General features: G+C 76.4%; 31 protein-coding genes. 17 read left to right on the top strand and 14 right to left on the bottom strand.

Features of this window, described 5'->3' with window-relative positions; all coding sequences use genetic code 11:
- Positions 1-127: 127 nt before the first annotated feature.
- From NP075_RS16480 to NP075_RS16470, 3 genes are read left to right on the top strand one after another with little or no spacing between them, the layout of a single operon-like run.
- Positions 128-442 (top strand): WhiB family transcriptional regulator, encoded by a 315-nt coding sequence (locus tag NP075_RS16480; RefSeq protein ID WP_284439899.1) that lies wholly within the window; start codon positions 128-130, stop codon positions 440-442.
- A 41-nt stretch (positions 443-483) separates the two neighbouring features.
- Entirely contained in the window at positions 484-642 is a 159-nt protein-coding gene (sp36, locus tag NP075_RS16475) for a Sp36 family protein (protein ID WP_190278870.1), read from the top strand.
- The gene (locus NP075_RS16470; protein ID WP_227566373.1) at positions 639-1,148 is read left to right on the top strand and encodes a RidA family protein; all 510 of its coding nucleotides are present in this window, start codon (positions 639-641) and stop codon (positions 1,146-1,148) included. The genes sp36 and NP075_RS16470 overlap by 4 nt, the downstream gene beginning before the upstream one ends.
- Positions 1,149-1,188: 40 nt before the next feature.
- Here the strand turns inward: NP075_RS16470 and NP075_RS16465 are convergent, their stop codons facing one another.
- Both NP075_RS16465 and NP075_RS16460 read right to left on the bottom strand, forming a co-directional pair.
- Positions 1,189-1,866, bottom strand: coding sequence for a Crp/Fnr family transcriptional regulator (locus tag NP075_RS16465; RefSeq protein ID WP_284439898.1), 678 nt, complete (start codon positions 1,864-1,866; stop codon positions 1,189-1,191).
- A 153-nt stretch (positions 1,867-2,019) separates the two neighbouring features.
- Positions 2,020-2,430, bottom strand: coding sequence for a hypothetical protein (locus NP075_RS16460; protein WP_227566374.1), 411 nt, complete (start codon positions 2,428-2,430; stop codon positions 2,020-2,022).
- Between the two features lie 128 nt (positions 2,431-2,558).
- Between NP075_RS16460 and nth the strand changes: the two genes are divergently transcribed.
- Positions 2,559-3,257: an endonuclease III gene (gene nth / locus NP075_RS16455; RefSeq protein WP_227566375.1), complete on the top strand. Its 699-nt coding sequence runs from the start codon at positions 2,559-2,561 to the stop codon at positions 3,255-3,257.
- Here the strand turns inward: nth and NP075_RS16450 are convergent.
- From NP075_RS16450 to NP075_RS16440, 3 genes are all read right to left on the bottom strand, one after another.
- Complete coding sequence (locus NP075_RS16450; RefSeq protein WP_227566376.1) at positions 3,247-4,176, bottom strand: alpha/beta fold hydrolase; 930 nt, start codon at positions 4,174-4,176, stop codon at positions 3,247-3,249. The two genes, nth and NP075_RS16450, sit on opposite strands and share 11 nt — an antisense overlap.
- A gap of 11 nt (positions 4,177-4,187) precedes the next feature.
- Positions 4,188-5,573 (bottom strand): Na+/H+ antiporter NhaA, encoded by a 1,386-nt coding sequence (gene nhaA, locus NP075_RS16445; RefSeq protein ID WP_227566377.1) that lies wholly within the window; start codon positions 5,571-5,573, stop codon positions 4,188-4,190.
- 111 nt (positions 5,574-5,684) lie between these two features.
- The gene (locus NP075_RS16440; protein WP_227566378.1) at positions 5,685-6,410 is read right to left on the bottom strand and encodes a winged helix-turn-helix transcriptional regulator; all 726 of its coding nucleotides are present in this window, start codon (positions 6,408-6,410) and stop codon (positions 5,685-5,687) included.
- 213 nt (positions 6,411-6,623) lie between these two features.
- Between NP075_RS16440 and NP075_RS16435 the strand changes: the two genes are divergently transcribed.
- The 11 genes from NP075_RS16435 to NP075_RS16385 all read left to right on the top strand — a co-directional run bounded on the left by NP075_RS16435 (position 6,624) and on the right by NP075_RS16385 (position 15,154).
- Positions 6,624-7,358, top strand: coding sequence for a hypothetical protein (locus NP075_RS16435; RefSeq protein ID WP_227566379.1), 735 nt, complete (start codon positions 6,624-6,626; stop codon positions 7,356-7,358).
- Between the two features lie 256 nt (positions 7,359-7,614).
- Positions 7,615-8,217 carry a heme-binding beta-barrel domain-containing protein gene (locus NP075_RS16430; protein WP_227566380.1) on the top strand — a complete coding sequence of 201 codons (603 nt, stop codon included), beginning with the start codon at positions 7,615-7,617 and terminating at the stop codon, positions 8,215-8,217.
- Position 8,218: 1 nt separating this feature from the next.
- Positions 8,219-9,412 (top strand): CAF17-like 4Fe-4S cluster assembly/insertion protein YgfZ, encoded by a 1,194-nt coding sequence (ygfZ, locus tag NP075_RS16425; RefSeq protein ID WP_227566381.1) that lies wholly within the window; start codon positions 8,219-8,221, stop codon positions 9,410-9,412.
- Between the two features lie 67 nt (positions 9,413-9,479).
- Positions 9,480-10,589: an FUSC family protein gene (locus NP075_RS16420; protein WP_308054153.1), complete on the top strand. Its 1,110-nt coding sequence runs from the start codon at positions 9,480-9,482 to the stop codon at positions 10,587-10,589.
- 66 nt (positions 10,590-10,655) lie between these two features.
- Positions 10,656-10,916: a type II toxin-antitoxin system Phd/YefM family antitoxin gene (locus NP075_RS16415; RefSeq protein ID WP_227566382.1), complete on the top strand. Its 261-nt coding sequence runs from the start codon at positions 10,656-10,658 to the stop codon at positions 10,914-10,916.
- Positions 10,917-10,920: 4 nt separating this feature from the next.
- Positions 10,921-11,346 carry a type II toxin-antitoxin system VapC family toxin gene (locus NP075_RS16410; RefSeq protein ID WP_227566383.1) on the top strand — a complete coding sequence of 142 codons (426 nt, stop codon included), beginning with the start codon at positions 10,921-10,923 and terminating at the stop codon, positions 11,344-11,346.
- A 40-nt stretch (positions 11,347-11,386) separates the two neighbouring features.
- A complete protein-coding gene (locus tag NP075_RS16405) occupies positions 11,387-11,728 on the top strand; it encodes a DUF2516 family protein (RefSeq protein ID WP_227566384.1) in 342 nt (113 codons plus the stop codon).
- Positions 11,722-12,705, top strand: a complete 984-nt coding sequence (locus NP075_RS16400) for an asparaginase (RefSeq protein WP_227566385.1) — start codon at positions 11,722-11,724, stop codon at positions 12,703-12,705. Before NP075_RS16405 ends, NP075_RS16400 begins: the two co-directional genes overlap by 7 nt.
- A 13-nt stretch (positions 12,706-12,718) precedes the next feature.
- Entirely contained in the window at positions 12,719-13,156 is a 438-nt protein-coding gene (gene dtd, locus NP075_RS16395) for a D-aminoacyl-tRNA deacylase (RefSeq protein ID WP_227566386.1), read from the top strand.
- A gap of 635 nt (positions 13,157-13,791) precedes the next feature.
- Positions 13,792-14,343 carry an O-acetyl-ADP-ribose deacetylase gene (locus NP075_RS16390; RefSeq protein WP_227566387.1) on the top strand — a complete coding sequence of 184 codons (552 nt, stop codon included), beginning with the start codon at positions 13,792-13,794 and terminating at the stop codon, positions 14,341-14,343.
- A gap of 49 nt (positions 14,344-14,392) precedes the next feature.
- Positions 14,393-15,154 carry a PIG-L deacetylase family protein gene (locus NP075_RS16385; protein WP_227566388.1) on the top strand — a complete coding sequence of 254 codons (762 nt, stop codon included), beginning with the start codon at positions 14,393-14,395 and terminating at the stop codon, positions 15,152-15,154.
- 24 nt (positions 15,155-15,178) lie between these two features.
- Here NP075_RS16385 and NP075_RS16380 read toward each other — a convergent pair whose 3' ends face one another.
- From NP075_RS16380 to NP075_RS16350, 7 genes are all read right to left on the bottom strand, one after another.
- The gene (locus NP075_RS16380; RefSeq protein WP_284439897.1) at positions 15,179-16,027 is read right to left on the bottom strand and encodes a Cof-type HAD-IIB family hydrolase; all 849 of its coding nucleotides are present in this window, start codon (positions 16,025-16,027) and stop codon (positions 15,179-15,181) included.
- A 78-nt stretch (positions 16,028-16,105) separates the two neighbouring features.
- Positions 16,106-17,329 carry a hypothetical protein gene (locus tag NP075_RS16375; RefSeq protein WP_227566389.1) on the bottom strand — a complete coding sequence of 408 codons (1,224 nt, stop codon included), beginning with the start codon at positions 17,327-17,329 and terminating at the stop codon, positions 16,106-16,108.
- Entirely contained in the window at positions 17,326-18,402 is a 1,077-nt protein-coding gene (locus NP075_RS16370) for a VWA domain-containing protein (RefSeq protein WP_227566390.1), read from the bottom strand. Before NP075_RS16370 ends, NP075_RS16375 begins: the two co-directional genes overlap by 4 nt.
- The gene (locus NP075_RS16365; RefSeq protein ID WP_227566391.1) at positions 18,399-19,391 is read right to left on the bottom strand and encodes a vWA domain-containing protein; all 993 of its coding nucleotides are present in this window, start codon (positions 19,389-19,391) and stop codon (positions 18,399-18,401) included. The genes NP075_RS16370 and NP075_RS16365 overlap by 4 nt, the downstream gene beginning before the upstream one ends.
- A complete protein-coding gene (locus tag NP075_RS16360; RefSeq protein ID WP_227566392.1) occupies positions 19,385-19,879 on the bottom strand; it encodes a hypothetical protein in 495 nt (164 codons plus the stop codon). Before NP075_RS16360 ends, NP075_RS16365 begins: the two co-directional genes overlap by 7 nt.
- The gene (locus NP075_RS16355; protein ID WP_227566393.1) at positions 19,866-20,831 is read right to left on the bottom strand and encodes a DUF58 domain-containing protein; all 966 of its coding nucleotides are present in this window, start codon (positions 20,829-20,831) and stop codon (positions 19,866-19,868) included. Before NP075_RS16355 ends, NP075_RS16360 begins: the two co-directional genes overlap by 14 nt.
- A 3-nt stretch (positions 20,832-20,834) precedes the next feature.
- Positions 20,835-21,827 (bottom strand): AAA family ATPase, encoded by a 993-nt coding sequence (locus NP075_RS16350; RefSeq protein WP_250788511.1) that lies wholly within the window; start codon positions 21,825-21,827, stop codon positions 20,835-20,837.
- Between the two features lie 443 nt (positions 21,828-22,270).
- On the opposite strand from NP075_RS16350, the gene NP075_RS16345 reads away from it, so the two are divergent.
- On the top strand, positions 22,271-22,834 hold the full coding sequence (locus tag NP075_RS16345; protein ID WP_227566394.1) for an alpha/beta hydrolase family protein: 564 nt from the start codon (positions 22,271-22,273) through the stop codon (positions 22,832-22,834).
- A 70-nt stretch (positions 22,835-22,904) separates the two neighbouring features.
- Here the strand turns inward: NP075_RS16345 and NP075_RS16340 are convergent, their stop codons facing one another.
- A complete protein-coding gene (locus tag NP075_RS16340) occupies positions 22,905-23,678 on the bottom strand; it encodes an SIR2 family NAD-dependent protein deacylase (protein ID WP_227566395.1) in 774 nt (257 codons plus the stop codon).
- Positions 23,679-23,733: 55 nt separating this feature from the next.
- Here NP075_RS16340 and NP075_RS16335 point away from each other — a divergent pair, with 55 nt between their 5' ends.
- The gene (locus NP075_RS16335) at positions 23,734-24,255 is read left to right on the top strand and encodes an acyl-CoA thioesterase (protein WP_227566396.1); all 522 of its coding nucleotides are present in this window, start codon (positions 23,734-23,736) and stop codon (positions 24,253-24,255) included.
- A gap of 9 nt (positions 24,256-24,264) precedes the next feature.
- Here the strand turns inward: NP075_RS16335 and NP075_RS16330 are convergent, their stop codons facing one another.
- Entirely contained in the window at positions 24,265-25,044 is a 780-nt protein-coding gene (locus NP075_RS16330; protein WP_227566397.1) for an aspartate/glutamate racemase family protein, read from the bottom strand.
- Positions 25,045-25,046 lie beyond the last annotated feature (2 nt).

Here is a 25,046-nt window from a genome sequence, read left to right as displayed (position 1 = left end):
CACGGGACCTGCACACCGTCAGTAGGGCCGTCCGGCGGAAAAGACCCGTCCGGGGTCTCGTCAGGACCCGTCCGATGCCGATACCGTCACGGCGGCGACACGCAGGGAGCGACACGCGGAGGAAGACGTGACAGGCCTGGGGGCACACGAGTACGAGGGGCACTGGACGGCGCTGGCGTCCTGCGGCCAGGGCAAGCACGCGCCCGACGCGCTGTTCGTGGAGGGTGCCGCCCAGCGTGAGGCCCGGGCCGTGTGCCAGGGCTGCCCGGTGCGGCTCGACTGCCTCGCCGACGCGCTCGACAGCCGCGCCGACTTCGGCGTGTGGGGCGGGATGACCGAGCGGGAGCGACGCGCGCTGCTGCGGCGCCGGCCCGACGTGGCGTCGTGGCGCGCCGAGCTCGTGGGCTCGGAGCCGGCGCTGGTCGCCCTGGGCGGTGTGTGAGCGCTTCCATGGCCTGTCGGCGCCCGCACTAGGCTGCAGGCATGGCGACCCAGTGGGAGTACGCGACCGTTCCGCTCATCATTCACGCCACCAAGGCGATCCTCGACCAGTGGGGCTCGGACGGGTGGGAGCTCGTGACCGTGATCCAGGGCCCCGACGCGGGCCTCGTGGCGTACCTCAAGCGCCCCACGAGCGCGTGACGGCGGCCCCCGGCCGCGTCGCGGCGCGCCTCGCCGAGCTGGGTCTGACCCTGCCGTCCGCGGCCGCGCCCGTCGGGGCCTACGTGCCCGCGGTGCGCAGCGGCACGCACGTCTGGACGTCGGGTCAGCTCCCGTTCGTCGACGGGGCGCTGCCGGTGACCGGCAAGGTCGGGCGCGACGTCGACCAGGACGCCGCCGCCGGGCTCGCGCGCACGGCGGCGCTCAACGCGCTCGCCGCGGTGGGCGCGCTGCTGGCGGCCGAGGCGGCCGGCGACCCGGTCGACCCGCTCGCCGCGCTGGACCGTGTGCGGCGCGTGGTCAAGGTCGTCGGCTTCGTGGCCTGCGACCCCGCGTTCACCGCGCAGCCCGCCGTCCTCAACGGAGCGAGCGTGCTGCTGCACGAGGTCTTCGGGCAGGCAGGCGTGCACGCGCGCTCCGCCGTGGGTGTCGCGGTGCTGCCGCTCGACTCGCCGGTCGAGGTGGAGCTCGTCGTCGAGACCGACTGACGACCCCGGGCCGCCCACGCGGCGCGGCGGGGTGGTGGCGTCAGCGGGCGCGGCGCTCGAGGCGGTCGACGTCGAGCAGGACCACGGCACGGCCCTCGCGACGCACCCAGCCGCGGGCGGCGAAGTCGGCGAGCGCCTTGTTGACGGTCTCGCGCGACGCGCCGACGAGCTGGGCGAGCTCCTCCTGCGTGAGGTCGTGCGCCACGCGGATCCCCTCGTCCACCGGCTGGCCGAACCGCGTCGACAGGTCGAGCAGGGCCTTGGCGACACGGCCCGGGACGTCGGAGAAGACGAGGTCCGCGAGCGCCTCGTTGGTGCGGCGCAGGCGCCGCGCGAGGGCCTGCAGCAGGTGCTCGGCGACCGTCGGCTTGTCCGCCAGCCACGTCACGAGCTCGTGGTGCCCGAGCTCCAGCACGACGGCGTCCGCGACGACCGTGGCCGTCGCGGTGCGCGGCCCCGGGTCGAACAGGGACAGCTCGCCGAACATCTCGCCCGGGCCGAGCACGGCCAGCAGGTTCTCGCGGCCGTCGTTGGAACGCCGGCCCAGCTTGATCTTGCCGTCCCGCACCAGGTAGAGCCGGTCTCCCGGCTCGCCCTCATGGAACAGCACGTCGCCCCGGGTGACGTCGAGGACCTTCATCGAGGCGATGAGCGCCCCCGAGGACTCCTCGTCCATGCCCGCGAACAGCGGCGCCGTCAGCACGATGTCCTCCGCCACGGCGGTTCCTTCCCTTCTCCCCGCGGTGACCGCGGGCGCGCGTCGTGTCCGACGACGAGGTCGGACCCGTGAGCCAGTCTGCCCCATCGAGGCGCTTGCGCGCGTCGCCGGGTGCGGGCGGTGCATCGGGGCGGCCGCCGTGCTCGCCGGGCGTCACGGGCCCTCGACCGCGGCCGCGCGTGCGCGCAGGGCCGAGCCGGGGTCGGCGGCCAGCCGCGCCACCAGCCGTGCCGTGGCGTCGGCCAGCGCGTGGTCCACGCCTCGGCCGTAGGCCTCGAGCCGGGCGTCGAGGGCGCGCAGGTCGGGCAGCAGGCCGACCTCGTGAGCCGCGCCCACGGGGAGCGCGGCGCGCAGCTCGTCCGCGCGCGGGACCTGCAGGCACACGTCGAGCGGCAGCACGAACGCCACGTCCTCCCCGAGGGGGCCGGGCGGTGCCGCGGCGGCCACGGCGAGGTCCAGGCGGGCACGCACGACCCGGCGCCACCACCTGACCCGGTCGCGCTCGGCGCGCAGCGCGCGGCGCTCCAGGCGGAGGGAGTGCAGGGACTCGACGCGGGACGTCACGCCGGGGGTTCGGCCGGATCGGGCGCGGACTTGACCGTTCCGCGACGATCCTCACGTTCCTTCACCCGCCAGGACCAACGTCGCCGTCCCGGGCCCCCGGTGTGGCGTACGCCACGTAGGCTCACCGCGTGGACGCCACCGTGCAGGAGAGCCAGCTCGCCCGGACGCGGCGTGCCCGCCGTGTCGACCGTGCGCTGTCGGTGAGGTACCCCGACGCGCGGTGCGAGCTGGACTTCCGCAACCCGTTCGAGCTGCTGATCGCGACCGTGCTGTCGGCGCAGACCACGGACGTCCGCGTGAACCAGACGACGCCCGAGCTGTTCGACCGGTGGCCCGACGCGGCGGCGATGGCGACCGCGGACCTGCAGGACCTGGAGGACGTGCTGCGGCCGACGGGCTTCTTCCGGGCCAAGGCGCGGTCGGTCAGCGGGATCGGCGCGGCGCTCGTCGAGCGGTTCGGTGGCCAGGTCCCTGCGCGGCTCGACGACCTCGTGACGCTGCCGGGCGTGGGGCGCAAGACGGCCAACGTCGTCCTCGGCAACGCGTTCGGCGTCCCGGGCATCACGGTCGACACGCACGTGCAGCGGCTGTCGCAGCGCCTCGGCTACACGACGAGCGAGGACCCCGTCGTCATCGAGGCCGAGCTCGGCGCGCTCCTCGAGAAGCGTGAGTGGACCATGGCCTCGCACCGGCTGATCTTCCACGGGCGACGCACCTGCTTCGCGCGGCGCCCCGCGTGCGGCGCGTGCCCCGTGGCCACGATGTGCCCCTCGGCCGGGATCGGCGAGACGGATCCCGTCGTCGCCGCGGAGATGGTCAGGGACTGACGGCGTCGACCTCCGCCAGCCAGTCCACGAGCAGCTCGCCGACGAGCCCCGGGGCCTGGTCGGGCAGGTAGTGCCCGGCGCCGTGCAGCAGCTCGAACCGGTAGGGCCGCGCCAGCTCGGCGGTGCCGGCGCGCAGGGCCGCACCGGACGCGGGCCGCAGCCCGTCGCGCAGACCGTGCACCTGCAGGACGGGCACCGGGCGCGCCGCCCGCAGCGCCGCGCGGTAGCGGCTGCCGTCGGGCCGGGGCATGGACCGCACGAGCCAGCGCACCTGCTCGAGCTGGCTGTGGGCGGCGAACGGCACGCGCACGGCCCGCCGGTACGTCTCGACCGCCAGGCGGTCCGGCAGGCCGGGCACCCCGCCCCAGTGCGTGAGCATCCGGTCCACGAGGTCGCCCTGCGTCATGGCGCGCTCGGGCAGGGACGGCAGCTGCGCGAACGCGAGCAGCGCGGCCGCCGACGGGCCGAGGGCCGGGCGCGGCAGCGCCACCGCGTCGAGCGGGTGCGGCGCCCCCAGGACGCCGATCGCGCGCACGACGTCCGGGTGGTACGCGGCCGTGGCCCACGCGACGTCCCCACCCGTCCCGGAGCCGACGACGACCGCCGACCCGGCGCCCAGCGACCGGACCACGCCCGCCGCGTCGGCCGCGAGCGTCGGGACGTCGTACCCCTGCGGCGGCTTGTCCGACCCGCCGGTCCCGCGCAGGTCCATCGCGGCGACGCGGTACCCCGCGCCGGCGAGCACCGGCAGCTGGTGGCGCCACGCCCACCACAGCTGGGGCATGCCGTGCAGCAGCAGGACGAGCGGGGCGTCCTGGGGACCCGTCACGGCGACGTGGAAGCGTGCGCCGTTCGCGGTCACGAAGCGGTGCTCCCAGGGGCCATCGATCAGGAGCGTGGCGGAGTCGACGGGGGTCATCGGGTGCGAACCTACCCGCTCGCCCCCGGCTCGCGGTGCTCTTCGGTCGTCCCCGGTGCCGGCGCACCGGTGTCGGGCACCGCCGGCGGCGCCTGCGGGTCGGCGGCGCGCTCGGCGGCGTCGGGCGGTGCGACGTCACCGGCACGTGACGTGTGCACGCGCCCGCGCCACGCGAGCACGGCACCACCGGTGAGCGCGGCGAGCAGGGACGCCGCGAGGACCCCGACGACGACCTCGTCGGCCTCGGTGGTCCCCGTCCCGAACGCGAGCGAGCCGACCAGCAGCGACACGGTGAAGCCGATGCCGCCGAGCAGGCCGACGCCGATCACGTCCCACCAGCCCAGGCCGGGCGCGAGCCGTGCCCGCGTGAACCGGGAGGCCAGGAGCGTCGCGAGCGTGATGCCCAGGGGCTTGCCGAGCACGAGCCCGAGGACGACGCCGAGGCCCACGGGCTGAGCGAACGTCGCCCCGATCGTCGCCGTCTCGATGGTGACGCCGGCCGCGAACAGCGCGAACACCGGCACGGCGAACCCGGCGGACACCGGCCGCCACAGGTGCTCGTAGTGCTCGGCCAGGGAGGGTGCGTCGCCCGCGGCTCCCCGGGTGAGCGACCCCGGCAGCGCGGGGACGGCGAAGCCGAGGAGCACCCCGGCGATGGTCGCGTGCACGCCGGACGCGTGCAGCAGCGCCCACGCCGCGAGCGCGAGGGGCACGAGCAGGAACGGTGAGCGCAGGCCGCGGCGCAGGGCCAGCGCGAAGGCCGCGACGCACGCGAGCGAGCCGAGCACGAGGCCGACGGCCACGGCGTCGGTGAAGCCCACCGCGATGATGACGATCGCGAGGAGGTCGTCGACGACCGCGAGGGTCAGCAGGAACGCGCGCAGCGCGACGGGCACGCCCCGCCCGACGATCGCCAGGACCCCCACCGCGAACGCGATGTCCGTCGCCGTCGGGACGGCCCACCCCTGCGGCGCCCCGCCGGGCATCGCGGCGTTGACGGCCAGGTAGATCCCCGCCGGCGCGATCATGCCGCCGACGGCCGCGGCCGCGGGCAGGGCCGCCGTCGCCACGTGCCGCAGCTCGCCGACGGCGATCTCCCGCTTCAGCTCGAGCCCGACGACGAAGAAGAAGACCGCGAGCAGGCCGTCGGCCGCCCAGTGCGCGACGTCGAGGTCGAGGTGCAGCGCGGCCGGCCCGATGACGGTCCCGCTGACCGCGCGGTACGACTCGGGTGCGAGGTTGGCCCACAGCAGGGCGGCGAGGGCGCCGGCGAGGAGCAGGAGGCCGCCCGTGCGCTCGTCGCGCAGGGTGTCGGCGAGGTTGCGCTCGCTGCCGGGGCTCAGCGCGGCGAACAGGGTGCGCGCGGGCCGCTCGGTCCCGGGCTGGTCAGTGGGCACAGGGGCACCTCTCGGAAGGGGTCGGTCGAGTCGTTGCCGACCAGACTTCCCGGCGCACCGCAGACCAGCCTACCGAGCGCGCGCGACGACCGCCCGGGGAGGCGCGACGGCTCAGGCGCCCGCGGGCTCCGGGACGTCGCTGCGGTCCTCGGCGGGGCGCCGGTCCTTGGGCGGGTCGAACCGGTAGCCCACGTTGCGCACCGTGCCGATGAGCTGCTCGTGCTCGGGCCCGAGCTTGGCCCGCAGCCGACGCACGTGGACGTCGACCGTCCGCGTGCCCCCGTAGTAGTCGTAGCCCCAGACCTCCTGCAGCAGCTGCGCGCGCGTGAACACGCGGCCCGGGTGCTGCACGAGGTACTTGAGGAGCTCGAACTCCTTGTACGTGAGGTCCAGCGGCCGCCCCCGCAGCCGCGCGGTGTACCCGCCGGCGTCGATCGTCAGCTCGCCCGACGAGATCTCCTGCGGGGCGTCGTCGTAGGAGGACGACGCGGCGTGCTCCATGACGAGCCGGAACCGCGTCTCGACCTCGGCCGGCGTCGCGTGCTCCAGCACGATGTCGTTCGCGCCCCACTCCGCGGTGACGACCGTGAGACCGCCCTCGGTCAGCACGAGCACCAGCGGCACGGTCAGACCCGTCGCACGCAGGAGCCGGCACGTGGTCCGTGCGGTGACGAGGTCACGGCGCGCGTCGAGCACGACGATGTCCGCGTCCGGGGCGTCCACGAGTGCGGACGGCTCGACGGGGAGCACCCGGACCCGGTGGGACAGGAGCCCCAACGCGGGAAGCACCTGTGCCGAGCCGCCGGACGCAGGTGTGAGCAGCAGCAGATCCGCCACCTGTCACCTCCTGGCTGCGAGGGGGCACACGCTACCGCGTGGTAGGCCCCACCTGCGCCGGGTGCCCGCGCAGGCCACCCGTCCGGGCGCGCGTCGGGTCCCGGCCGCCGCGTCTGCGAGAATCGCCCGCGTGCTTGACGACGACCGCCCGACCTGCCGGCGACCCGACCGGCCCGTGAGCCGTCGACAGGACGGCCGACGCCGGGGTCCGCGATGAGCATCGAGACCCGGTCCGTGCTCACGGCCGTCCTGGCGGCCGTCGTCGCCGTCGCCGGGTACGTCGGCGTCCTGCCCCTCGCGGTGGTCAGCGCGGTGCTCGTGGTCCTGCTGGCCGCCGGCTGGCCCGCGCTCGCGGGGCTGCCGTTCACCCCGGGAGCGGTGGCCGTCGTCGCGCTCGGTGGCCTGGGGTCCGTGGTCGCCGTGACGTTCACCGCGGAGCAGCCGTACCTGCAGCACATGGCGCTCGTGTTCGCCGGTGCCGTCGTGCTCGCGTTCGTCAACGAGCTGCTGCGCCGTGACGGCCGGCTGCGGATGGTCGAGTCCGTGTCCGGCACCGTCGCCGGCACCGTGCTCGCCGTGTGCGTCACCGGGTGGGTCGCCACCGCGCGGCTCGAGGGCGGGGCCGAGCTCGTCGTCGCCGGGGCCGTCGCGCTCGCCCTGGGGTCGGCCGTCGTGGCCCTGCGTGCCCGCAGGTGGCTGGTCTACCTGATCACCGTCGCGGCCGCGACGGGCGGCGGGACGCTCGTGGGCTGGCTGCTGCCGGCGGTCGAGCTCGTCGCCGGCTGCGCCCTGGGCGTCGGCATCGGGCTGCTCGTGGCCGCGCTCGACGCCCTGTTCGACCGGTTCCCGGCCCTCGCCCGACGCCTGCCGTCGATCGCCGTGACCGTCGTCCCGGTGACCGTCAGCGGGCTCCTGGTGTACGTCGCCGGACGGGTCCTGGCGGGCTGATGACCGCGCGCGGGAGCATCCTGGCCGCTCACGTCGTTAGGATCGGTGCATGACTGCGCTCGAGGGCTTCTTCATCGGCCTGCTCGTGCTGGCCACGCTGACGATCGCGTGGTTCGCGGGCTTCGTCGCCTACCGCCTCTACAAGGGCCAGCGCTGAGCCCTCGGCGCTGACCTGCGCCACGCGGGTGACCCGCCGGTCACCTGCCGCCCGTGAGCGTCGGCGACCGCCGACGCGCGCCCGAGCCGAGGAGGCACCGTGCCGTTCGTGCTGCCCGAGGGCCTGGCCCCCGAGGTCTACCCGCTCGCCTGGTTGGTCGGCCGCTGGCGCGGCGAGGGCGTCGTGGGGTACCCCGGGATCGAGGAGAGCGCCTTCACGCAGGAGCTCGAGATCACCCACGACGGTGGCCCCTACCTCGCGTACCGGACCACGACCCGGCTCGTCGTCGCACCGGACGACGCCGCCGACCTCGACCCGGACGCCCCGGCCGCGGGCGACCCCGACGCGGCGCCCGCGGGCGCCCCGGAGGCGACCGACGGCCCCGTGTGGTCCACCGAGGCCGGCTACTGGCGCGTCCCGCCCGAGCGCCCCGCGGACCTGGCACCGGACAAGCACCCGGTCGAGCTGCTGCTCGCCGACCCGTCCGGGCACGTCGCGGTGTACGTCGGCGAGGTCGGCAACGGGCGCATCGACCTCGCGTCGGACCTGGTCGCGCACACCGCGACCGGCGCGGTCGTCACGGCCGGCAAGCGGCTGTACGGCATGGTCAACGGCGAGCTGATGTGGGCCCACGACCTGGCGGCCTTCGGGCAGCCGATCCAGCCGTACGCCTCGGCCCGGCTGGCCCGGGTGGACGGCTGACATGACCGACTCCCCGCAGGGACCGGCCGTGCCGCGGCACCGCAGCCCGCTGCTGGCGCGCCACGGCGCCGTCCCGGCAGGCGGCCCCGACGCGGGCGTCGCGTGGCACTACGGCGACCCGACGGCGGAGCAGCGTGCGCTGATGCGCGGCGGCGCGGTCGTCGACCAGTCGCACCTCGGCGTGGTCACGGTCACCGGCCCGGACCGTCTGACGTGGCTGCACTCCCTGACCAGCCAGGACGTCGCCACGCTCGCGCCGCGCACGTCGACCGAGCTGCTCGTGCTCGACCCGCACGGCCACGTCGAGCACGCGGCCGGCGTCGTCGACGACGGCACGACGACGTGGCTGCTCACCGAGACCGCGCCCGCGCTCGCCGCCTGGCTCGACCGCATGCGGTTCATGCTGCGCGTCGAGGTCGCGGACGCCACCGACGCCTGGGCCGCGCTGGCCGAGCCCGTCGACGCCGAGGGCGCGCCGGACGAGCCGGTCACGTGGCGCGACCCGTGGCCGCGCACCGCAGCCGGCGGCACCCGCTACGGACCGGACGACGACGCCCACCCGGGTGCCGACCGCCGGTGGCGCCTCGTGCTCGTGCCGCGCGAGCGGCTGGTCGAGGAGGTGCGGGCGCGGGAGGCGGCGGGCTGGCCGCTCGTCGGCACGTGGGCGTCCGAGGCGCTGCGCGTCGAGGCGTGGCGGCCGCGCACGAGCCACGAGGTCGACGACCGGACGATCCCGCACGAGCTGGACTGGCTGCGCACCGCGGTGCACCTGCACAAGGGCTGCTACCGCGGGCAGGAGACCGTCGCGCGCGTGCACAACCTGGGCCGGCCGCCGCGGCGTCTCGTCATGCTGCACCTCGACGGGTCCGGGCACCTGCTGCCCGACGCGGGGGCGGCCGTGCGGCTGCCCGGCGCGGCCGCACCGACCGCGGGCGGCGCCGACGCGGCCGAGCCGGGCCGGCCCGTGGGACGCGTCACGACCGTCGCGCGGCACCACGAGCTCGGGCCGGTGGCCCTCGCGGTCGTCAAGCGGTCCGTGCCGGAGGACGCCGTGCTGCTCGCCGACTGCGAGGGCGGTGCCGTGGCGGCCGGCCAGGAGGTCATCGTGGCCGGCGAGGGCGTGACGCCCGACCGGCCCGTCGCGCGGGGTCCGCTGACCCGCGGGCTCGGCGGGCATCCCATGCTCGGCGGGTGAGCGGGCTGCGCCGGGCGGTGAGCACGCTGCGTGGGCGTGGCGGTGCGGGCCGCGGGGGTGGACGGCGGTGAGCGCGCCCTTGCCGGCGCGCGTGATGCTGCGCCTGCAGCTGGGGTCGCGCGTGCGGGCCGGGTGGGCGCGCGTGCGCTCGTCGTGGGCGCTGATCCTGCAGGCCTCGGCCGCCGCGGGGCTCTCGTACGGCATCGGGCTGTACGTGTTCGGCCACGAGATGCCCTTCTTCGCGCCGGTCGCCGCGTGGATCGCGCTCGGGTTCTCGCGGGACCGGTCGGTGCGCCGCGTCGCCGAGCTCGCCATCGGGGTCGCGATCGGCGTCGCTGCCGGCGACCTCGTCGTCCACGTCATCGGGTCGGGCATCTGGCAGATGGCCCTCGTCCTGGCGGCGTCGGCGCTGGTCGGCAGGTTCCTCGACCGTGGGGCGCTGCTCACGACGCAGGCGGGGGTGCAGGCGATCGTCATCGTCGGCCTGCCGCAGATCGGCGGCGGGCCCTTCGGGCGGTGGATCGACGCGCTCGTCGGCGGCGTCGTCGCGCTCGCGGTCGCCCTGCTCACCCCGACGGACCCGCGCCGGCACCCCCGGACGCTGGCGCAGGCCGCGGTCCACGAGCTGACCGAGGTGCTCGACGTGCTGGCGCGCGGGCTGCGGACCCGCTCGGTCGACGACGTCGAGGCGGCGCTGCTCACCGGGCGGGCGTCGCAGCCGGCCCTCGACGAGTGGCGCGACGCGGCGCGCTCGGCAGCCGAGCTCGTGCGGCTGGCGCCCGCCCACCGGCGGCACCGCGGCGAGCTCGACGCGATGGTGGTGCAGTCCGTGCTGCTGGACCGCGCGATGCGCAGCGCCCGCGTGCTCGCGCGGCGCTCGATCGCCGCGGTCGACGAGGGGCACGTCGCGCCGGGGCTGCCGCACGTCGCCGACGTGGTCGGGTCGGCCGCGCGCGCCACGGACGACCTGGCGCTCGCGCTCGGCACGGGGCAGGACCCGCATCCGACCCGTGAGCGGCTCCTGGGCGTCGCGGCGAGCCTCGACCCGTACACCCTGGCGCCCGACGACTGGCAGGCACAGTCGCTCGTGCTGCTGCTGCGCTCGCTCGTCGTCGACCTGCTGGAGGCCGCGGGTGCCGATCCCGAGGGGGCCCGGGCCACGCTGCCCGAGCTCTGACGGGGTCCGGCCGCGTCGGGCGGGTCGGACGGGACGACGCGCAGGCCACCGGTAGCGTCGGGCGGCATGGAGGTCGCGGTCAGCGCGTTGCGCGCGGAGCTCAGGCAGTGGATCGAGACGGCCCGCTCGGGGCAGGACGTCGTCGTCACCGAGCGCGGCGTGCCCGTCGCGCGGCTCGTGGGCATCGGGTCGGCGGACCTCGTCGCGCGCCTCGAGCGCGACGGCCTGCTGACGTCCGCCGACGGCGAGCGGCCCGCCGCGGAGCCCGACCGCGCCGCGCGCCCCGGACGCGCGGTGTCGGGTCTCGTGCGCCGGCTGCGGCGCTGACGTCGTGGCCCTCGCGTACCTGGACACCAGCGCGCTGGTGAAGCTGTGCGTCGTCGAGCCGGGGACCGACCTGGTCGCGGCCGTGTGGGACGGCGCGGACCTGGTCGCCACGTCGCGGCTCGCGGACGCCGAGGTGCGCGCCGTGCTCGCGTCGGGGCGCCGGGCCGGGCTGCTCGACGAGGACGACGCCCGCATGGCGACGGCGGCGTGGGACCGCCTGCGACCGGGCCTGCGGCTCGTCGCGACGGCTCCCGCGGTGCTCGACGAGGCCGCACGGCTCGTCGACGTCCACCCGCTGCGGGCCGCCGACGCGGTGCACCTCGCGTCCGCGCTGGCGCTGCGCTCGCCCGACCTGCTGGTCGTCGCCTGGGACGAGCACCTGGCCGCCGCCGCGCGGGCCGAAGGGCTCACCGTGGTGCCGCGGCGGTGAGCGGCCGCGCCCGGACCCCCGACCTCGTAGGCTCCTGGGCGTGAGCATCATCGGGTCCTTGCAGATCCTCCTGTTCCTCGTCTTCTACGTGGTGATCTTCGGGCTCAGCGCGTGGGCGCTGGTCGACTGCCTGCGTCGTCCCGCCGGCGCGTTCACCGCGGCCGGCAAGCGCACGCGCACGTTCTGGACGTGGGTGCTCGTCGCGGCCACGGTCGTCGCGTTCATCTCGATCCCGCCGCCGCTGGGGCTGCCGCTGCGCTTCCCGAGCATGCTCGCGCTGGCCAGCGCGGCCGCCGCGATCATCTACCTCGTCGACGTGCGTCCCGCCGTCGCGCCGTACTCGCGCCGCCGGGGCGGCGGTCCCTCGCGGGGCGGGTGGTGACCGACGTCGCCGCCCGCGCCGAGCCGCTGGCACGGGTGCACCGCGGTGACCTCGTCGAGTCGGTCCACCTCGGCCACGTCGTGGTCCTGGCACCCGACGGGTCGGTGCGGCACGCCCTGGGGGACCCGGACGCCGTCGTGTGGCCCCGGTCCTCGCTCAAGCCCCTGCAGGCCGTCGCCATGCTCGACCACGGCCTGGACGTGGCGGGCGCGGACCTCGCGCTGGTGTGCGCGAGCCACTCGGGCGAGGAGGCGCACCTCGACGTCGTGCGCGGCCTGCTGGCGGGTGCCGGCCTGACGGAGGCCGACCTGCAGAACACCCCGGACTGGCCGCTGGACCCGGACGCCGCGTGGGAGCGGCGGGCCCAGGGGCACGGCCCGGCGTCGCTCACCCAGAACTGCTCCGGCAAGCACGCCGGCATGCTCGCGACCTGCCGCGCCGCCGGCTGGTCGACGGACGACTACCTCGACCCCGCGCACCCGCTGCAGCAGGCCGTCGTCGCGACGACGTCGCAGGCCACCGGTGTGCCGGTCGACCACGTCACCGTCGACGGGTGCGGGGCGCCGCTGCTGTCGACGACGCTGCGCGGCCTCGCGCGCGCCTTCGGGAGCGTCGCCGCGGCGGCGCACGACCCGCAGGACGGGTCCGCACCCGCGCGCGTCGGACGAGCCATGGCGGCCCACCCGTGGCACGTCGGCGGGACGGGCCGTGACGTGACGGCGTTCATGACGGCCGTGCCGGGGCTGGTCGCGAAGGACGGTGCCGACGGCGTGTACGCCGCAGGGCTGCCGGACGGCGGCGCGGTCGCCCTGAAGGTCCTCGACGGGTCGGGCCGGCCGCGTGCCGCGGTGCTGGCCGCCGCCCTCGCGGTCGCGGGCGTCGACCCGGCGCTGGTCGCCGGGGCCGGCCGCACCCCCGTGCTGGGGCACGGACGACCGGTGGGTGCGGTGCGGGCGACGTTCGGGCCGGACGCGTGACGGGCGACGTGCGATGAGGGCGGTCGTGCAGCGCGTCACGCGGGCCGCCGTGCGCGTGGACGGGGAGGTCGTCGGCGAGATCGACCGGCCGGGGCTGCTCGCGCTGGTCGGCGTCACGCCCGGCGACGGGCCGGCGCAGGTCGAGGTCGTCGCCCGCAAGATCGCCGAGCTGCGGATCCTGCGCGACGAGCGCTCGGCCGTCGAGGTCGGGGCGCCGGTGCTCGTCGTCAGCCAGTTCACGCTCTACGCCGACGTGCGCAAGGGGCGCCGCCCCACGTGGAACGCCGCAGCCCCCGGTGCGGTCGCGGAGCCGCTCGTGGACGCCGTCGTGGCGGCGCTGCGCGCGCGTGGGCTGGAGGTGGCGACGGGCCGCTTCGGCGCCGACATGGCCGTGGAGCTCGTCAACGACGGCCCGGTGACCATCCTGGTCGAGTCGGCGCCGACGGACTGAGCCGCCGCCGGAAGGCCCCTCGGAGTAAGCGTCCGAGGGGCCTCCGGCGACCGTGGGTCGTGCGTCACCGTCCGGTGACCGACGCCGCCGTTGACGACGCGGCTCCGTCCCGTACCCGCAGGGCCCGGCGAACGGGTCCGCTGCGGGCGGGACGACCACGATCGACCTCCCGGTGCCGGTGCTTGCCCCTGTGTCGTCATCCACAGGTCGGCGGGTCTCCTCGCCGCGGCGTCGCGCGTTCTCCGGTCGGTCCGTCCTCGACGGCCGTCCACCACCCGCGGGCACTCCGGGGGGAGCGTCTGTGCTGGTGGTGCGCGATCCGTCGAAGCCGATCACCCAGTTGTAGACCTGCCGCCGCACGCCCACAAGGGTCCTGTGGGACCGATCTCATCCACCGCTGTGTCCACAGGACCGTCCACAGGCCGACCTGCGAACCCACCCGTCAGACACAGCCCTGTGGACGCGATGTGTGGACACGCGGGTGCGCATCGCGCGTCCGCGTGGCGGCCCGCCGTAGCGTTGCCGCCCGGGCCAGGCCCCTCGGGAGTAAGCGTCCGAGGGGCCTCGCCACGTCCCAGGGCACCGTGGCGCCGGTGCGGGTCGCCCGGCCCGCACCGCCGCGCGAGGATGACGCCATGGCCATCGAGACGGTCCTCGGGGACATCACGCAGCAGGACGTCGACGTCGTGGTGAACGCCGCCAACTCCTCGCTGCTCGGCGGCGCAGGGGTCGACGGGGCGATCCACCGCGCCGCCGGACCGCGGCTGCTCTCCGCCTGCCGCGAGCTGCGTGCGACCACGCTGCCCGCTGGCCTGCCCGTGGGGCAGGCCGTGGCCACGCCCGGGTTCGACCTGCCCGCCCGCTGGGTCGTGCACACCGTGGGGCCCAACCGGTACCGCGGCGAGACCGACCCCGGGCTGCTGGCGTCGTGCGTCACGTCGAGCCTCGACGTCGCCGCGGGCCTCGGTGCGGCGAGCGTCGCGCTGCCGGCCGTCAGCGCGGGCGCCTACGGGTGGGACGCGGCCGAGGCCGCCGAGGTCGCGGTGGGCGCGGCCCGCGGGTGGCTGGACGGCCACGCGGGCTCGTCGGTGCGGACCGTGCGCTTCGTGCTGTTCAGCCCGCCCGTGCTCGCCGCCTTCGACGCCGCGCTCGCCGCGCACGGCGCGACCGACCGGGCGGCCCGCTGACGGCTGCGCCCCGGGTGCCGGTCCCGGTGCCGACCCCTAGCGTGGGTGCATGGCCGAGCCGACGACGCTGCCGCCCCTGCCCGACGAGGCACTGACCCGCGTGCTGTGCGTCGTGGCGCACCCGGACGACCTGGAGTACGGCACGTCGGCGGCCGTCGCCGCGTGGACGTCCCGCGGGATCGACGTGGCCTACCTGCTGCTCACCCGGGGCGAGGCGGGCATGGACGCGTCCGACCCCGCGCGGACCGCGCAGATCCGCACGCGCGAGCAGGTCGCCGGGTCCCTGGCGGTGGGCGTCACGCAGGTCGAGTTCCTGGAGCACCCCGACGGCGTGCTGATGTACGGGCTGGACCTGCGGCGCGACATCGCCGCCGCGATCCGCCGCCACCGTCCCGACGCCGTGCTCACCGGGTCGTGGGAGCAGGACACGCCGATCGGGCTCAACCAGGCCGACCACCGCGCCGCCGGGCTCGCCGCGGCCGACGCGGTGCGGGACGCCGGCAACCGCTGGGTCTTCCCCGAGCTGCTGGACGCGGGCCTCGAGCCGTGGACCGTGCGGTGGCTGCTCGTCTCCGGGGACCCGCACCCGACCCACGGTGTCGACGTCACGGGGGAGCCGCTGCAGCGCTCGATCGCGTCCCTCGAGGCCCACCGCGAGTACCTCGCGCTGCTGCCGTGGCACCCGGCCCCGGCCGAGCTGATCCCCGCGGTCACCCGCGCCCAGGGGCGGCTGCTCGGCGTCGAGCACGCCGTCACCCTGCGGGCGATCGACCTGCAGGCGCCGCCGCCGCTGCTCGACGGCACGTCCTGACGGGCGGTCGCAGCCGCACGCCCGTCACGGCAGGCGCAGGAGCGCCCGCAGCGTGCGGACCACGCCGTTGTCGTTGTTCGACGGCGCGACGTACCGCGCCCGCGCCCGCACGTCCGGGTGCGCGTTGTCCATCGCGAACGACCACCCGGCCGCCTCGAGCATGCCCACGTCGTTGAGGTAGTCGCCGAACGCGACGGTCTGCGCGGCGCCGACGCCGAGCGCGCGCTGCACGTCGCGCAGCGCGTGGCCCTTGTCCGCGGTGGGGCTCATGACGTCGACCCAGTGGGCGCCGCTGACCAGCACGCTCGCGACGTCGCCGAACGGGGCCAGCGCCGGCCCCGCCCCCACGGCGGCCGGGCCGAAGTCGTACACCGCGACCTTGAGGACCGTGTCGTCGACCGCCGTCAGGTCGGTCACCCGCGCCAGCAGCGCGTAGTACGGCTCGCACTGGGCCAGGAAGGCCGGGTCCGTGCGCTCGACGTACGCGGAGGCCTGCCCGCAGAGCACGACGCCGACGTCCGCCCCGCCGGCCGCCAGGCGCCGCACCTCGCGCACGACCTCCCGCGCGACCTCGGCGTCGAGGCCGTCGACGGCGAGCACCGCACCGTCCCGGACCACGTGCGCGCCGTTCTCCGCGATGTAGACCAGGTCGTCGCGTCCGAGCTGGCGGCGCAGCGTCGCGTACTGCCGGCCGCTCGCGGGGCACACCGTCACGCCGCGGGCGACGAGCTCGTCGAGCAGCGGCCAGAACGACGGGTCGATCCGCTTGGCGTCGTCGAGCAGCGAGCCGTCCATGTCGACGGCGACGAGACGCACGTCGGGGACCGGACCGGTCGTCGGCAGGTCGGGTACGGGCGGGGTGGTCGCAGGCACGTCTCGATCCTCGCACCGGACGCCGGGCGCCCCGGGACGCCGCGTCACCGGCAGCGCCGCGTCACCGGCAACGCCGCGTCACCAGTTGCGGCCACCCCCGCCCCCGCCCGTGCCCGGCCCGCTGCCGCCGCCGGGTGCGGTCCCCGTCCCGTCCCCGCCCCCGGGTGCCTCCTCGGCGCCCCCGCCGCCGCCGGCCTCCTGGTTGCGCTCGGCCAGCCGCTCCTGACGCTCGGCCTCCGCCTGCCCCGGGTCCTGCGTCGGCGGCTGTCCGGCGCCGGGCGTCGGCACCTCGTCGAGCGTGCCCTCCGACGCGGCGTGGGCGAGCCGCTCGAGCTCGCCGGCCGCGGCGAGCAGCTCCTGCATGCGCTGCTCGGCGGACGTCGCGGGGTCGGGCTGCCCGTCGTCGCCCTGCTGCTGGTCCTGGTCCTGCTGGTCCTGCTCGTCCTGCTCCTGGTCCTGCTGGTCCTGCTGCTGGTCCTGGTCGGCCTGCTCCTCGTCGGCGCCGCCGCCCTGGTCCTGCTCGTCCTGCGACCCGCCGCCCTGCGACGGGGGAGGCGTGCAGGCGGGGTCCGCGAGCGCCTCCGCGGCCAGCGCCGCGTCGTCGGCCGCGCTCCGGAAGAGGTACCCCGCGTACCAGAGCTCCTCGTCCACGGCGGGCGGGTCGCCCCCTTCGTACAGCGGCTCGAGGACCTCGGCGTCGAACGGCTCGCCCGCCGCCTGCGCGGCGGTCGCCTCCGCGACGGCCTGCGCGTACTCCAGCTGCTCCTCCGCACGCGCGGTGGTCTCCGCCTCGGCGGCCTGCAGCGCGAGCGCCCGGTTGGTCTGGACGACGCAACGGTGCTCGTCCGGCACCTTCGCGAGCGCCTCGTCCAGGTACTCGACCGCGCTGTCGTACATGCGGGCGCGGTACCGCGCCGTGCCGGCGTTGAACGGCCCCTTCCAGGGCTCGACGAACGTCCACCGGTCGATCCGGTCGAACGCGTCGACGGCGTCCCACACGTCGTCCGCGTCGTACGCCGCACGCGCGCCGCGGTACTCCGGCCCCAGCAGCGCCAGGTTGGCGGCGGCGCCGAGCAGGAGGAGCGCCGGCAGCCACGACCACCGCAGGAGCCGGCGGCGGCGGCGCACGTGCGGGGGCAGGGCACGGATGCGGTCGCGCCTGGCGGCGCGGCGCTGCGCGGAGGTCTGGCGGCCCGCGCGCAGGACGGCGGCGCGACTGGCGAGGGCGGCGGCGCGTGCCGCGTCCCGCTGGGCGGCGGCGGCCTGGCGGCGGGCCCGCGCGGCGTCGGCGCGGCGGCTCATCGTCGCCCCCGCAGGCGGCTCGACGCACGCGCCCACGTCCACGCCTCGGCGGCGAGCAGCGCACCCGCCAGGAGCGCGAGGGGCCAGACGAGGTCACGACGCGTGCTGAGGTCCGCGCGACCGTCGGCGGCGATCGCCTCCACGTCGATGTCGGCGACGAGGTCGGCGGTGCTCGTCGGGCCGTCGCGGTGCACGTACGGCACGCCCAGCTGCGCCGCGACCTCGCGCAGCGCGGTCTCGTCGGTGTGCGACAGCGCGGGGCGCGTGGGGTCCTCCGGGTCGGGGATGTACGGGGCGTCGGGATCGAGGGTGCCGTCGTGCTGCCGCATCGGCGCACCCGCGGCGGTGCCGTACCCCAGGACGGCCCCGCCGTCGACGAGGGCCGCGACGTCCGCGAAGCCGGCACCCTCCGGTGCCGCCTGCTCGTCCTCGACGGTCTGCTCGCCGTCGGACAGGTAGAAGACGAGGCGGACCATGCCGGGGTCGCGCTCCTGCGCGTCCTGCAGCGACCTGTGCAGGACGTCGAGCGCGCGGTCGCGGCGCGTGCCCGTCGACCCGGCCGTGACCTCCTGCGTCATCGTCTGCGCCCACGAGCGGACCGCCGTCGCGTCGTCCGTCAGCGGCAGCTGGGTGCCGGCCTCGTCGGCGAACGCGACCACCGAGTAGAACGCGCCCGTCACGTCGCCGGTCAGCGACACCACGTCGTGCCGCACCCCGTCGAGCCGCTGCACGGCGGGGACCGGGGGCAGGCCCGGCGCGCGCACCACGGGGTCGCCCGGACCCCAGTCCTCGGCGGCCATCGAGCCCGTGCGGTCCACGACGAACCACAGCTGCACCCCGACGCGCGCGCCGCCGCTCTGCGTCGCGGCGACCGTGGGCGTCAGGCCGACGGCCGCGAGCACCACGACGAGCGCGGCACGCCGCCACCACGTCCACGCACCCGCGCGGGGGCCGCCCGCCCGCCCGCGCCCCCGTCGCACGACCGGGCCGAGCGCCTGCGCGACGCACAGCAGGAGCACGGGCAGCGCCGTGACCAGCACGACCACCACCGGCACCACCGCGCGGGCGCTCATGCGCGCACCCGCCACGCCAGCAGCACGGCCGCCAGTCCCGCCGCGTACAGCAGCCACACCCACGCGTCGCCGTCGTCCGTCACGACGCGCTCCGGCGCCGCCTGCATGGCCGCGAGCTGGCTGTCCTGGATGCGCGCGAGCATCTGCGGCACCGCGTCGGCGTCGTCCACGACCCAGAACGTGCCGCCCGTGCCCTCGGCGGCGATCCGCAGCTCCGCGGCGGTCGCCGCACCCAGCCGCTCGTCGTCGGGGAAGAGCGCGTGCAGCGCGACGCCGCGCTCCGCGGCCAGCGCCGCCGCGTCGGGCAGCGTGTACACCGGGTCCCCCCACAGCTCGTTGTCGGTCGCCAGCACCACCGAGCGCGAGCGGTCCGCGTCGTGCTGGTCGAACAGCAGCGCGCAGGACGCGACGCCGTCGCCGATGAGCGACGCCTGGCCCTCGAGCCCGTCCGTGCCGCGGAACAGGTCGGCCGTCGCCTCCGCGGACGCGTCACCGGCGAGCACCTCGCGTGCCGCGCCCAGCTGCGCGGTCACCAGCTCGTAGTCGTCGGTCAGCGGGAACACCGTGGCGGACGTGGAGTCGAACACCGACAGCGCCACGCGCTCGCCCGTGAACCCCTCGACGAGCCGCTCGAAGGTGGCCACGACGCGCTCGTCGTACTCGATCATCGAGCCCGAGACGTCGAGGCACAGCACGATGTCGCGGTTGGCGAGCTCGCGCGTGCGCTCCTCGACCGTCACGGGCCGCGCGGCGAGCACGGCCGCGCCGACGGCGGCCGCGGCCACCGCCACGGCGACGGCCACCCGCAGCGCGCCGTACCGCACGCGCCACGCCCGCAGCGCGGGGACGCGGCGCAGGTCGTCGGTGTTGGCCACCGGCGTGACGCCCCGCCGGTCGCGCACCAGCAGCCCGACGACGAGCGCGGCGACGATGACGCCCAGCACCACCGGCACCAGCCACGGCACCTCGAGGCCCTCGCGCGTCACCACGTCCGCACCTGCTTGCGGGCCTGCTCGAGCGACCGGCTGACGCGGGTGCGCGACGTGGCGCCGAACGTCGGCACGGACGAGTTCTCCAGCAGCGACGCCAGGCGGCGGGTCCGGCGGTCCGCGCGCGCGGCGGCCGCGGTCATCGCGGAGGTGTCCACACCCGTGCGACCGGTCGCGAACTCCCGCACCGCGTACCGGATCTCCAGGTGCGCGCCGCGCTCGTCGACCTCGCCGGCGCGGTACCGCCGCTCGACCTCGTCCAGCCGTGCCAGCGCGGTGCCGCGCAGCGCGCCGTACGGGTCGCGCCGCGACGCCGGTGCGGGGGGCGCCGACGCGGCCAGCGGCGTCGGCGCGGGCGTCGGCGCGGGTGCGCGCGTCGAGCGCACCGCCCACACGTAGTAGGCGACGACGGCGACGACGATGCCGAGCGCGACCCACGGCCACCACGACGCGTACGCGACGGGGTCGACCAGCTCAGCGCCCGGCACGGCGGGACCTCCCCAGCAGCGCGACCATCTCGTCGAGGACGTCGTGCGTGCTCTCCACGGTCACGGACCGCACGCCCAGGCGGCGCATCCGGGTGCGGACCTCCGCGTGGCGGGCGGTGCGCGCCGCCGCCACCGCGTCCCGCACGGCCCGTCGTCCCCGCAGGTACGCGGGCAGCGACCAGCCGCTGACCACGTCACGGACCGTGCGGCTGTGCGGCGGCGCCACGACGGGCCGTCCCCGGTCCCGCGACGGCGACGCGCCCGCGAGCGTCCCCGGTGCCGTGCCGAGCCCGGCGGCGAACAGGTCGGCGTCCACGACCTGCACGACCATCACCTCGTGCCGCGTGCGCAGCCGGGCGAGCGCACGCTCGTCGTCGGCGCCCGGACGGGCCTCGTCGGTGACGACCACGACCAGCGAGCGGCGCGCCGTGCGCCGCAGCGCCCGCTCCAGCAGCCGGGTCAGATCGCCCTCGGGCGCGTCCGGGTCGAACGTGCGCTGCAGGCGGCGCAGCAGCACCTCCAGGTGCGTGGTGCCGGCGCCGGGCGGGACCTCCACCACGCGCCCGGCGTCACCGGCCAGCAGCGAGACCCGGTCCCCGCGCTGGTGCGCCAGGTGCGCGACGACGTCGGCGACCAGCAGCGCCACCTCGTGCTTGGGCTCCCCGCCGGCGGACGTCGCGCACATGTGCCGGCCGGTGTCGACGACGAGGACGAGCGCGACGTTCGACGTCGCGACGTACCGCTTGACCACGGGCTGCGCCGACCGGGCCGACGCCCGCCAGTCGATGTCGCCGACGTCGTCACCGGGGGTGTAGACGTGCAGGTCGTCGACCTCGTCGCCGTGGCCCTTCCACACCGCCTCGTGCCGCCCGTCGAGCAGGCCGGTGGCGCGCCGCAGCGTGGGCAGCTGCAGGCGCGCGCGCACCAGCGCGAGGCGGGACCGGGCGGGCACGGGTCAGGGCACCGGGACCGCGTCGAACACCGACGTGACGATCGACTCGGTCGACACGTCGTCCGCGATGGCGTCGAACGTGCGCACGATGCGGTGGCGCAGCACGGCGTTGCGCAGCGCGTGGACGTCCTCGGGCACGACGTGGCCGCGGCCCGCCCGCAGCGCCACGGCCTGCGCGACGCGCATCAGCGAGATCGACCCGCGCGGGCTGGCGCCGACGCGCACGAGGCGGTCCAGGCCCGGCACCTGCACCGGACCGCGGCCGCGCGTCGTGGCGACCAGGTCGACGACGTACCGGCGGATCGAGGAGTCGACGTACACCTGGTCGACCAGCCGCTGCAGCCACGCGACCTCGTCGAGGGTCAGCGGGTTCGCGCGCATCGGCCGCGTCATGCGCCCGTCGGAGATGCGGTCGAGGATCTCGACCTCCTGCTCGGCGTCCGGGTAGTCGAGGACCTCCTTGAGCAGGAACCGGTCCATCTGGGCCTCGGGCAGCACGTGCGTGCCCTCCTCCTCGATGGGGTTCTGCGTGGCCAGGACCATGAACGGCGACGGGACCTTGTGGATCTCCCCGGCGATGGTGGTCTGCCGCTCCTGCATCGCCTCGAGCATCGCGGACTGCGTCTTGGCCGACGAGCGGTTGATCTCGTCGAGCAGGACGACGTTGGCGTGCACCGGGCCGAGCTGCGTCGTGAACTGCGACGTCCCGTAGTTGAAGACCTGCGTGCCGACGATGTCCGACGGCATGAGGTCCGGGGTGCACTGGATGCGGTGGAACGACCCGGAGACGGCCTGGGCGAGCGTCTGGGCGGCGGTCGTCTTGGCCAGACCGGGCACCGACTCCAGCAGCACGTGGCCCCCGCACATCAGCGCGACCACGAGCGACGTGCGCAGCTGCTGCTGCCCCACGACCCGCTGGTCGAAGACGCCCTCGATGCGCTCGCAGAGCACACCGGCCCGGGTGCGGTCGGACGAGGAGACGGTGTCGCGGTTCACGGCGGGCAGGCTACCTGGGGGAATGCCCTTCCCCGGTGTCGGGGGAGGGTGATGTCGCCCGGCCGGCAGCGACCGGGCCCGTCCCGGTGGTGGTGACAGTGCGATCCAGTCGCGCGTGGGTCCCCCCGGGGTGGTGGTGAGAGTGCATTCCAGTCGGGGGTGGGTGCCCCCCGCTGGTCGTGAGAGTGCGATCCAGTCGTGGGAAGGATGCTGGATTGCTCTCTCGCGCCCGGGTGGCTCCCCTTGGTGGTGGTGAGAGTGCATTCCAGTCGGGGGTGGGTGCCCCCCTGGTCGTGAGAGTGCGATCCAGTCGTGGGAAGGATGCTGGATTGCTCTCTCGCGCCCTGGGTGGGGTGACTGGATTGCTCTCTCGCGCCCGGGGTGGGGTGACTGGATTGCTCTCTCGCGCCCCGGGGTGGTGGGTGGGGCGGGAGGATGGGGGGATGGTGGAGGTGCGGGTGCTGCGGGCGGGGTCCGGGCCGGTCGACGTCGCGGGAGTGCTGCTGGCACCCGGGGCGGGCGCGACGCGGGACAACCGCACCCTCGTCGCGCTCGACACCGCGCTGACGGCCGTCGGGCTGCCGGTGCGGCGTGTCGACCTGCCGCGCGGTGCGACGGCCGCACCCGCCCGGGTGCGCGAGGAGGCCGACGCGTTCGCGGCCGACCTGGGCGTGGGGACCGAGCGGCTGGTCGTCGGCGGGCGGTCGTTCGGCGGGCGGATGAGCTCGATGGCCGTCGCGGACGGTCTCGCGGTCGCCGGCCTGCTGCTCCTGTCCTACCCGCTGCACCCGCCCGGCAAGCCCGGGTCGCTGCGGGTCGAGCACCTGCCGCGCGTCACCGTGCCCGTCCTGGCGGTCAGCGGCGCGACCGACCCGTTCGGCACGCCCGACGAGCTCGCCACGCACCTCGCGACGCTGGCGGGTCCCACGACGCTCGTCGTCGTCCCCGGCGCCCACGGACCGGCCGACGCACCGGTCGTCGCGGCGGTCCGCGACTGGCTCACCTGACGGCGACGCCCACCCGGCGAGGCGACGCCACGGTCCGCCGGCGCCTCCTCGGTCTCGCTCACACCGGGTGTCAGCGGGCCGCGAGCACGTCGGCGACCAGGGCGGGCAGGGCCTCCTCGATGGGGTCGCGGACGACCTCGTCGGCCAGGTGGTCGTACGCCGTCGGCTCGGCGTTGACGACGACGAGCCGCGCACCCGACTCCACGGCCAGCGGCACGAGGCCCGCCACGGGGTGGACGGTGAGCGTCGTGCCCACCGCGACCAGCGTGTGCGCGTCGGTGGCCGCCGCGACCGCACGCTCGACGGCGTCGTCGGGCAGGCGCTCGCCGAAGTAGACGACGTCGGGCTTGAGCACCCCACCGCACGCGGTGCACGCCGGGTCCGGCTCGACCGGCAGCCGCGCGAGGACGTCCCGGGTCGGGGTCGTCGCCCCGCACCGCAGGCACGACGTGGTCGCGAGCGTCCCGTGCAGCTCGACGACCACGTCCGGCGCGGACCCCGCCGCCTGGTGCAGGCCGTCGAAGTTCTGCGTGAGCACCGCGATCAGCGCCCCGGCGCGCTCCAGCTCGACGAGCGCGCGGTGCGCCGCCGTCGGCCGCGCGTGCCACACGGGGTGCTCGGCCCACATGCGCCACCCGCGCTCGCGGACGTGCGGGTCGCGCACGTACGCGTCGATCTCGAGGAGGGTGGCGGCGTCCGGGTCCTGCGTCCACACGCCTTGCGGGCCGCGGAAGTCGGGGATGCCGGACGCGGTCGAGATGCCCGCCCCGGTCAGGACGGTGACGGTCGGCGGACGGGCGTCGTGCGGCACGGTGCTCCCTGCGGGGTCGGGGTCGTCGCGCACCCATCGTGCACCCGCCCGCGGCCGCGTCGTGCGGCGCGGTGGGTAGCGTGAGCCCGTGAGCCACCGCACCGCGCCCGCCGACCCGCCGACGTCCGGACCGGGGGCCGTCCCCGACGCCGCCCCGGGACTGCCGCAGACCGGCCGCGGCCGCGTCGTGATGCAGGTCCGCTGGTCGGACGTCGACCTGTTCGGTCACGTCAACAACGCCGCGTTCCTGCGGTTCCTCGACGACGCGCGCTTCACGCTCTTCCCGCTCATGGGGGTCGACGAGGTCGGTGCGATGACCGCGTCGCGGCTGGTCGTCGTCAAGCACGAGATCGACTACCTCGCGCCGATCCGGTTCCGGCCCGCGCCCGTCGTCGTCGAGGTCTGGGTGCCGCGCCTGGGCCGCTCGTCGGTGGACTTCGCGTACGAGGTCCTCGACGGCGAGGCGCCTGGCGCGACCGTCGCGCTGCGAGCCCGCTCCCGCATGGTGCAGCTCGACCACGAGACGCACACGCCGCGGCCGTTCACGGACGAGGAGCGCGCGACGTTCGCGGCGTACCCCGGCCCGTCGCCGGAGCTGCACCCCTGGTGAGGGTCCGGGTCAGCCGGAGGGGACGGCGGCCGGAGGGCGCGTCGGCCTGATCGCGAACCCCCCGAGCAGCCCGGTGACCGGCTTGGGCGGCGGTGCGGCGTACTCGCCGCGGGTCGAGGTCCGCAGCCCGGCCCGGACCAGTCCGGTGGCGAAGGCCGTCGCCGCACCCACCCCGTCGACGACGGGGACGCCCACCGCGTCGGAGATCCGCCCGGTGAACGCCGCCATCCCGGCACAGCCGAGCACCACCGCGTCCACGTCGTCGGCCTCGACGGCCGCGCGGCACGCCGCCGTCACGCGGTCCAGCGCGCCAGACGCCGGGTCCTCGAGCGCCAGCACCGGGATCTCGCACGCGTGCACCGCGGCGCACGCGCCTGCGAAGCCGTAGCGCTCGACCAGCTCGTGCGCCCGGCCGGCCGTGCGGCCCAGCGACGTCACCACGCTGAACCGCCGCGCGACCATCGACGCGGCGTGGAACGCCGCCTCGGCGATGCCGAGGACCGGCCCGCGCGCCAGCTCGCGCGCCGCGTCGAGCCCCGGGTCGCCGAAGCACGCGACGACGTACGCGTCGACGCCCTGCGCCTCGCCGAGCAGCACCTGCTCGAGGACGCCGACCGCGGCCAGCGCCTCCTCGTAGTGGCTCTCGATCGAGGCCGGACCGGTGCTGGGCTGCACGGCCTCGACCGTGACCCCGGGCCCGGCCACCACCCGGGCGGACCGACCGATCAGGTCGGTCATCGCCCGGGTGGTGTTGGGGTTGACGACCCGGAGGTGGATGTCGTCGGTCACGA

This window comes from Cellulomonas wangsupingiae (assembly GCF_024508275.1).
GTDB classification, from domain to species: Bacteria; Actinomycetota; Actinomycetes; order Actinomycetales; family Cellulomonadaceae; genus Cellulomonas; species Cellulomonas wangsupingiae.
This window is presented reverse-complemented; position numbering and strand designations above follow the sequence as displayed.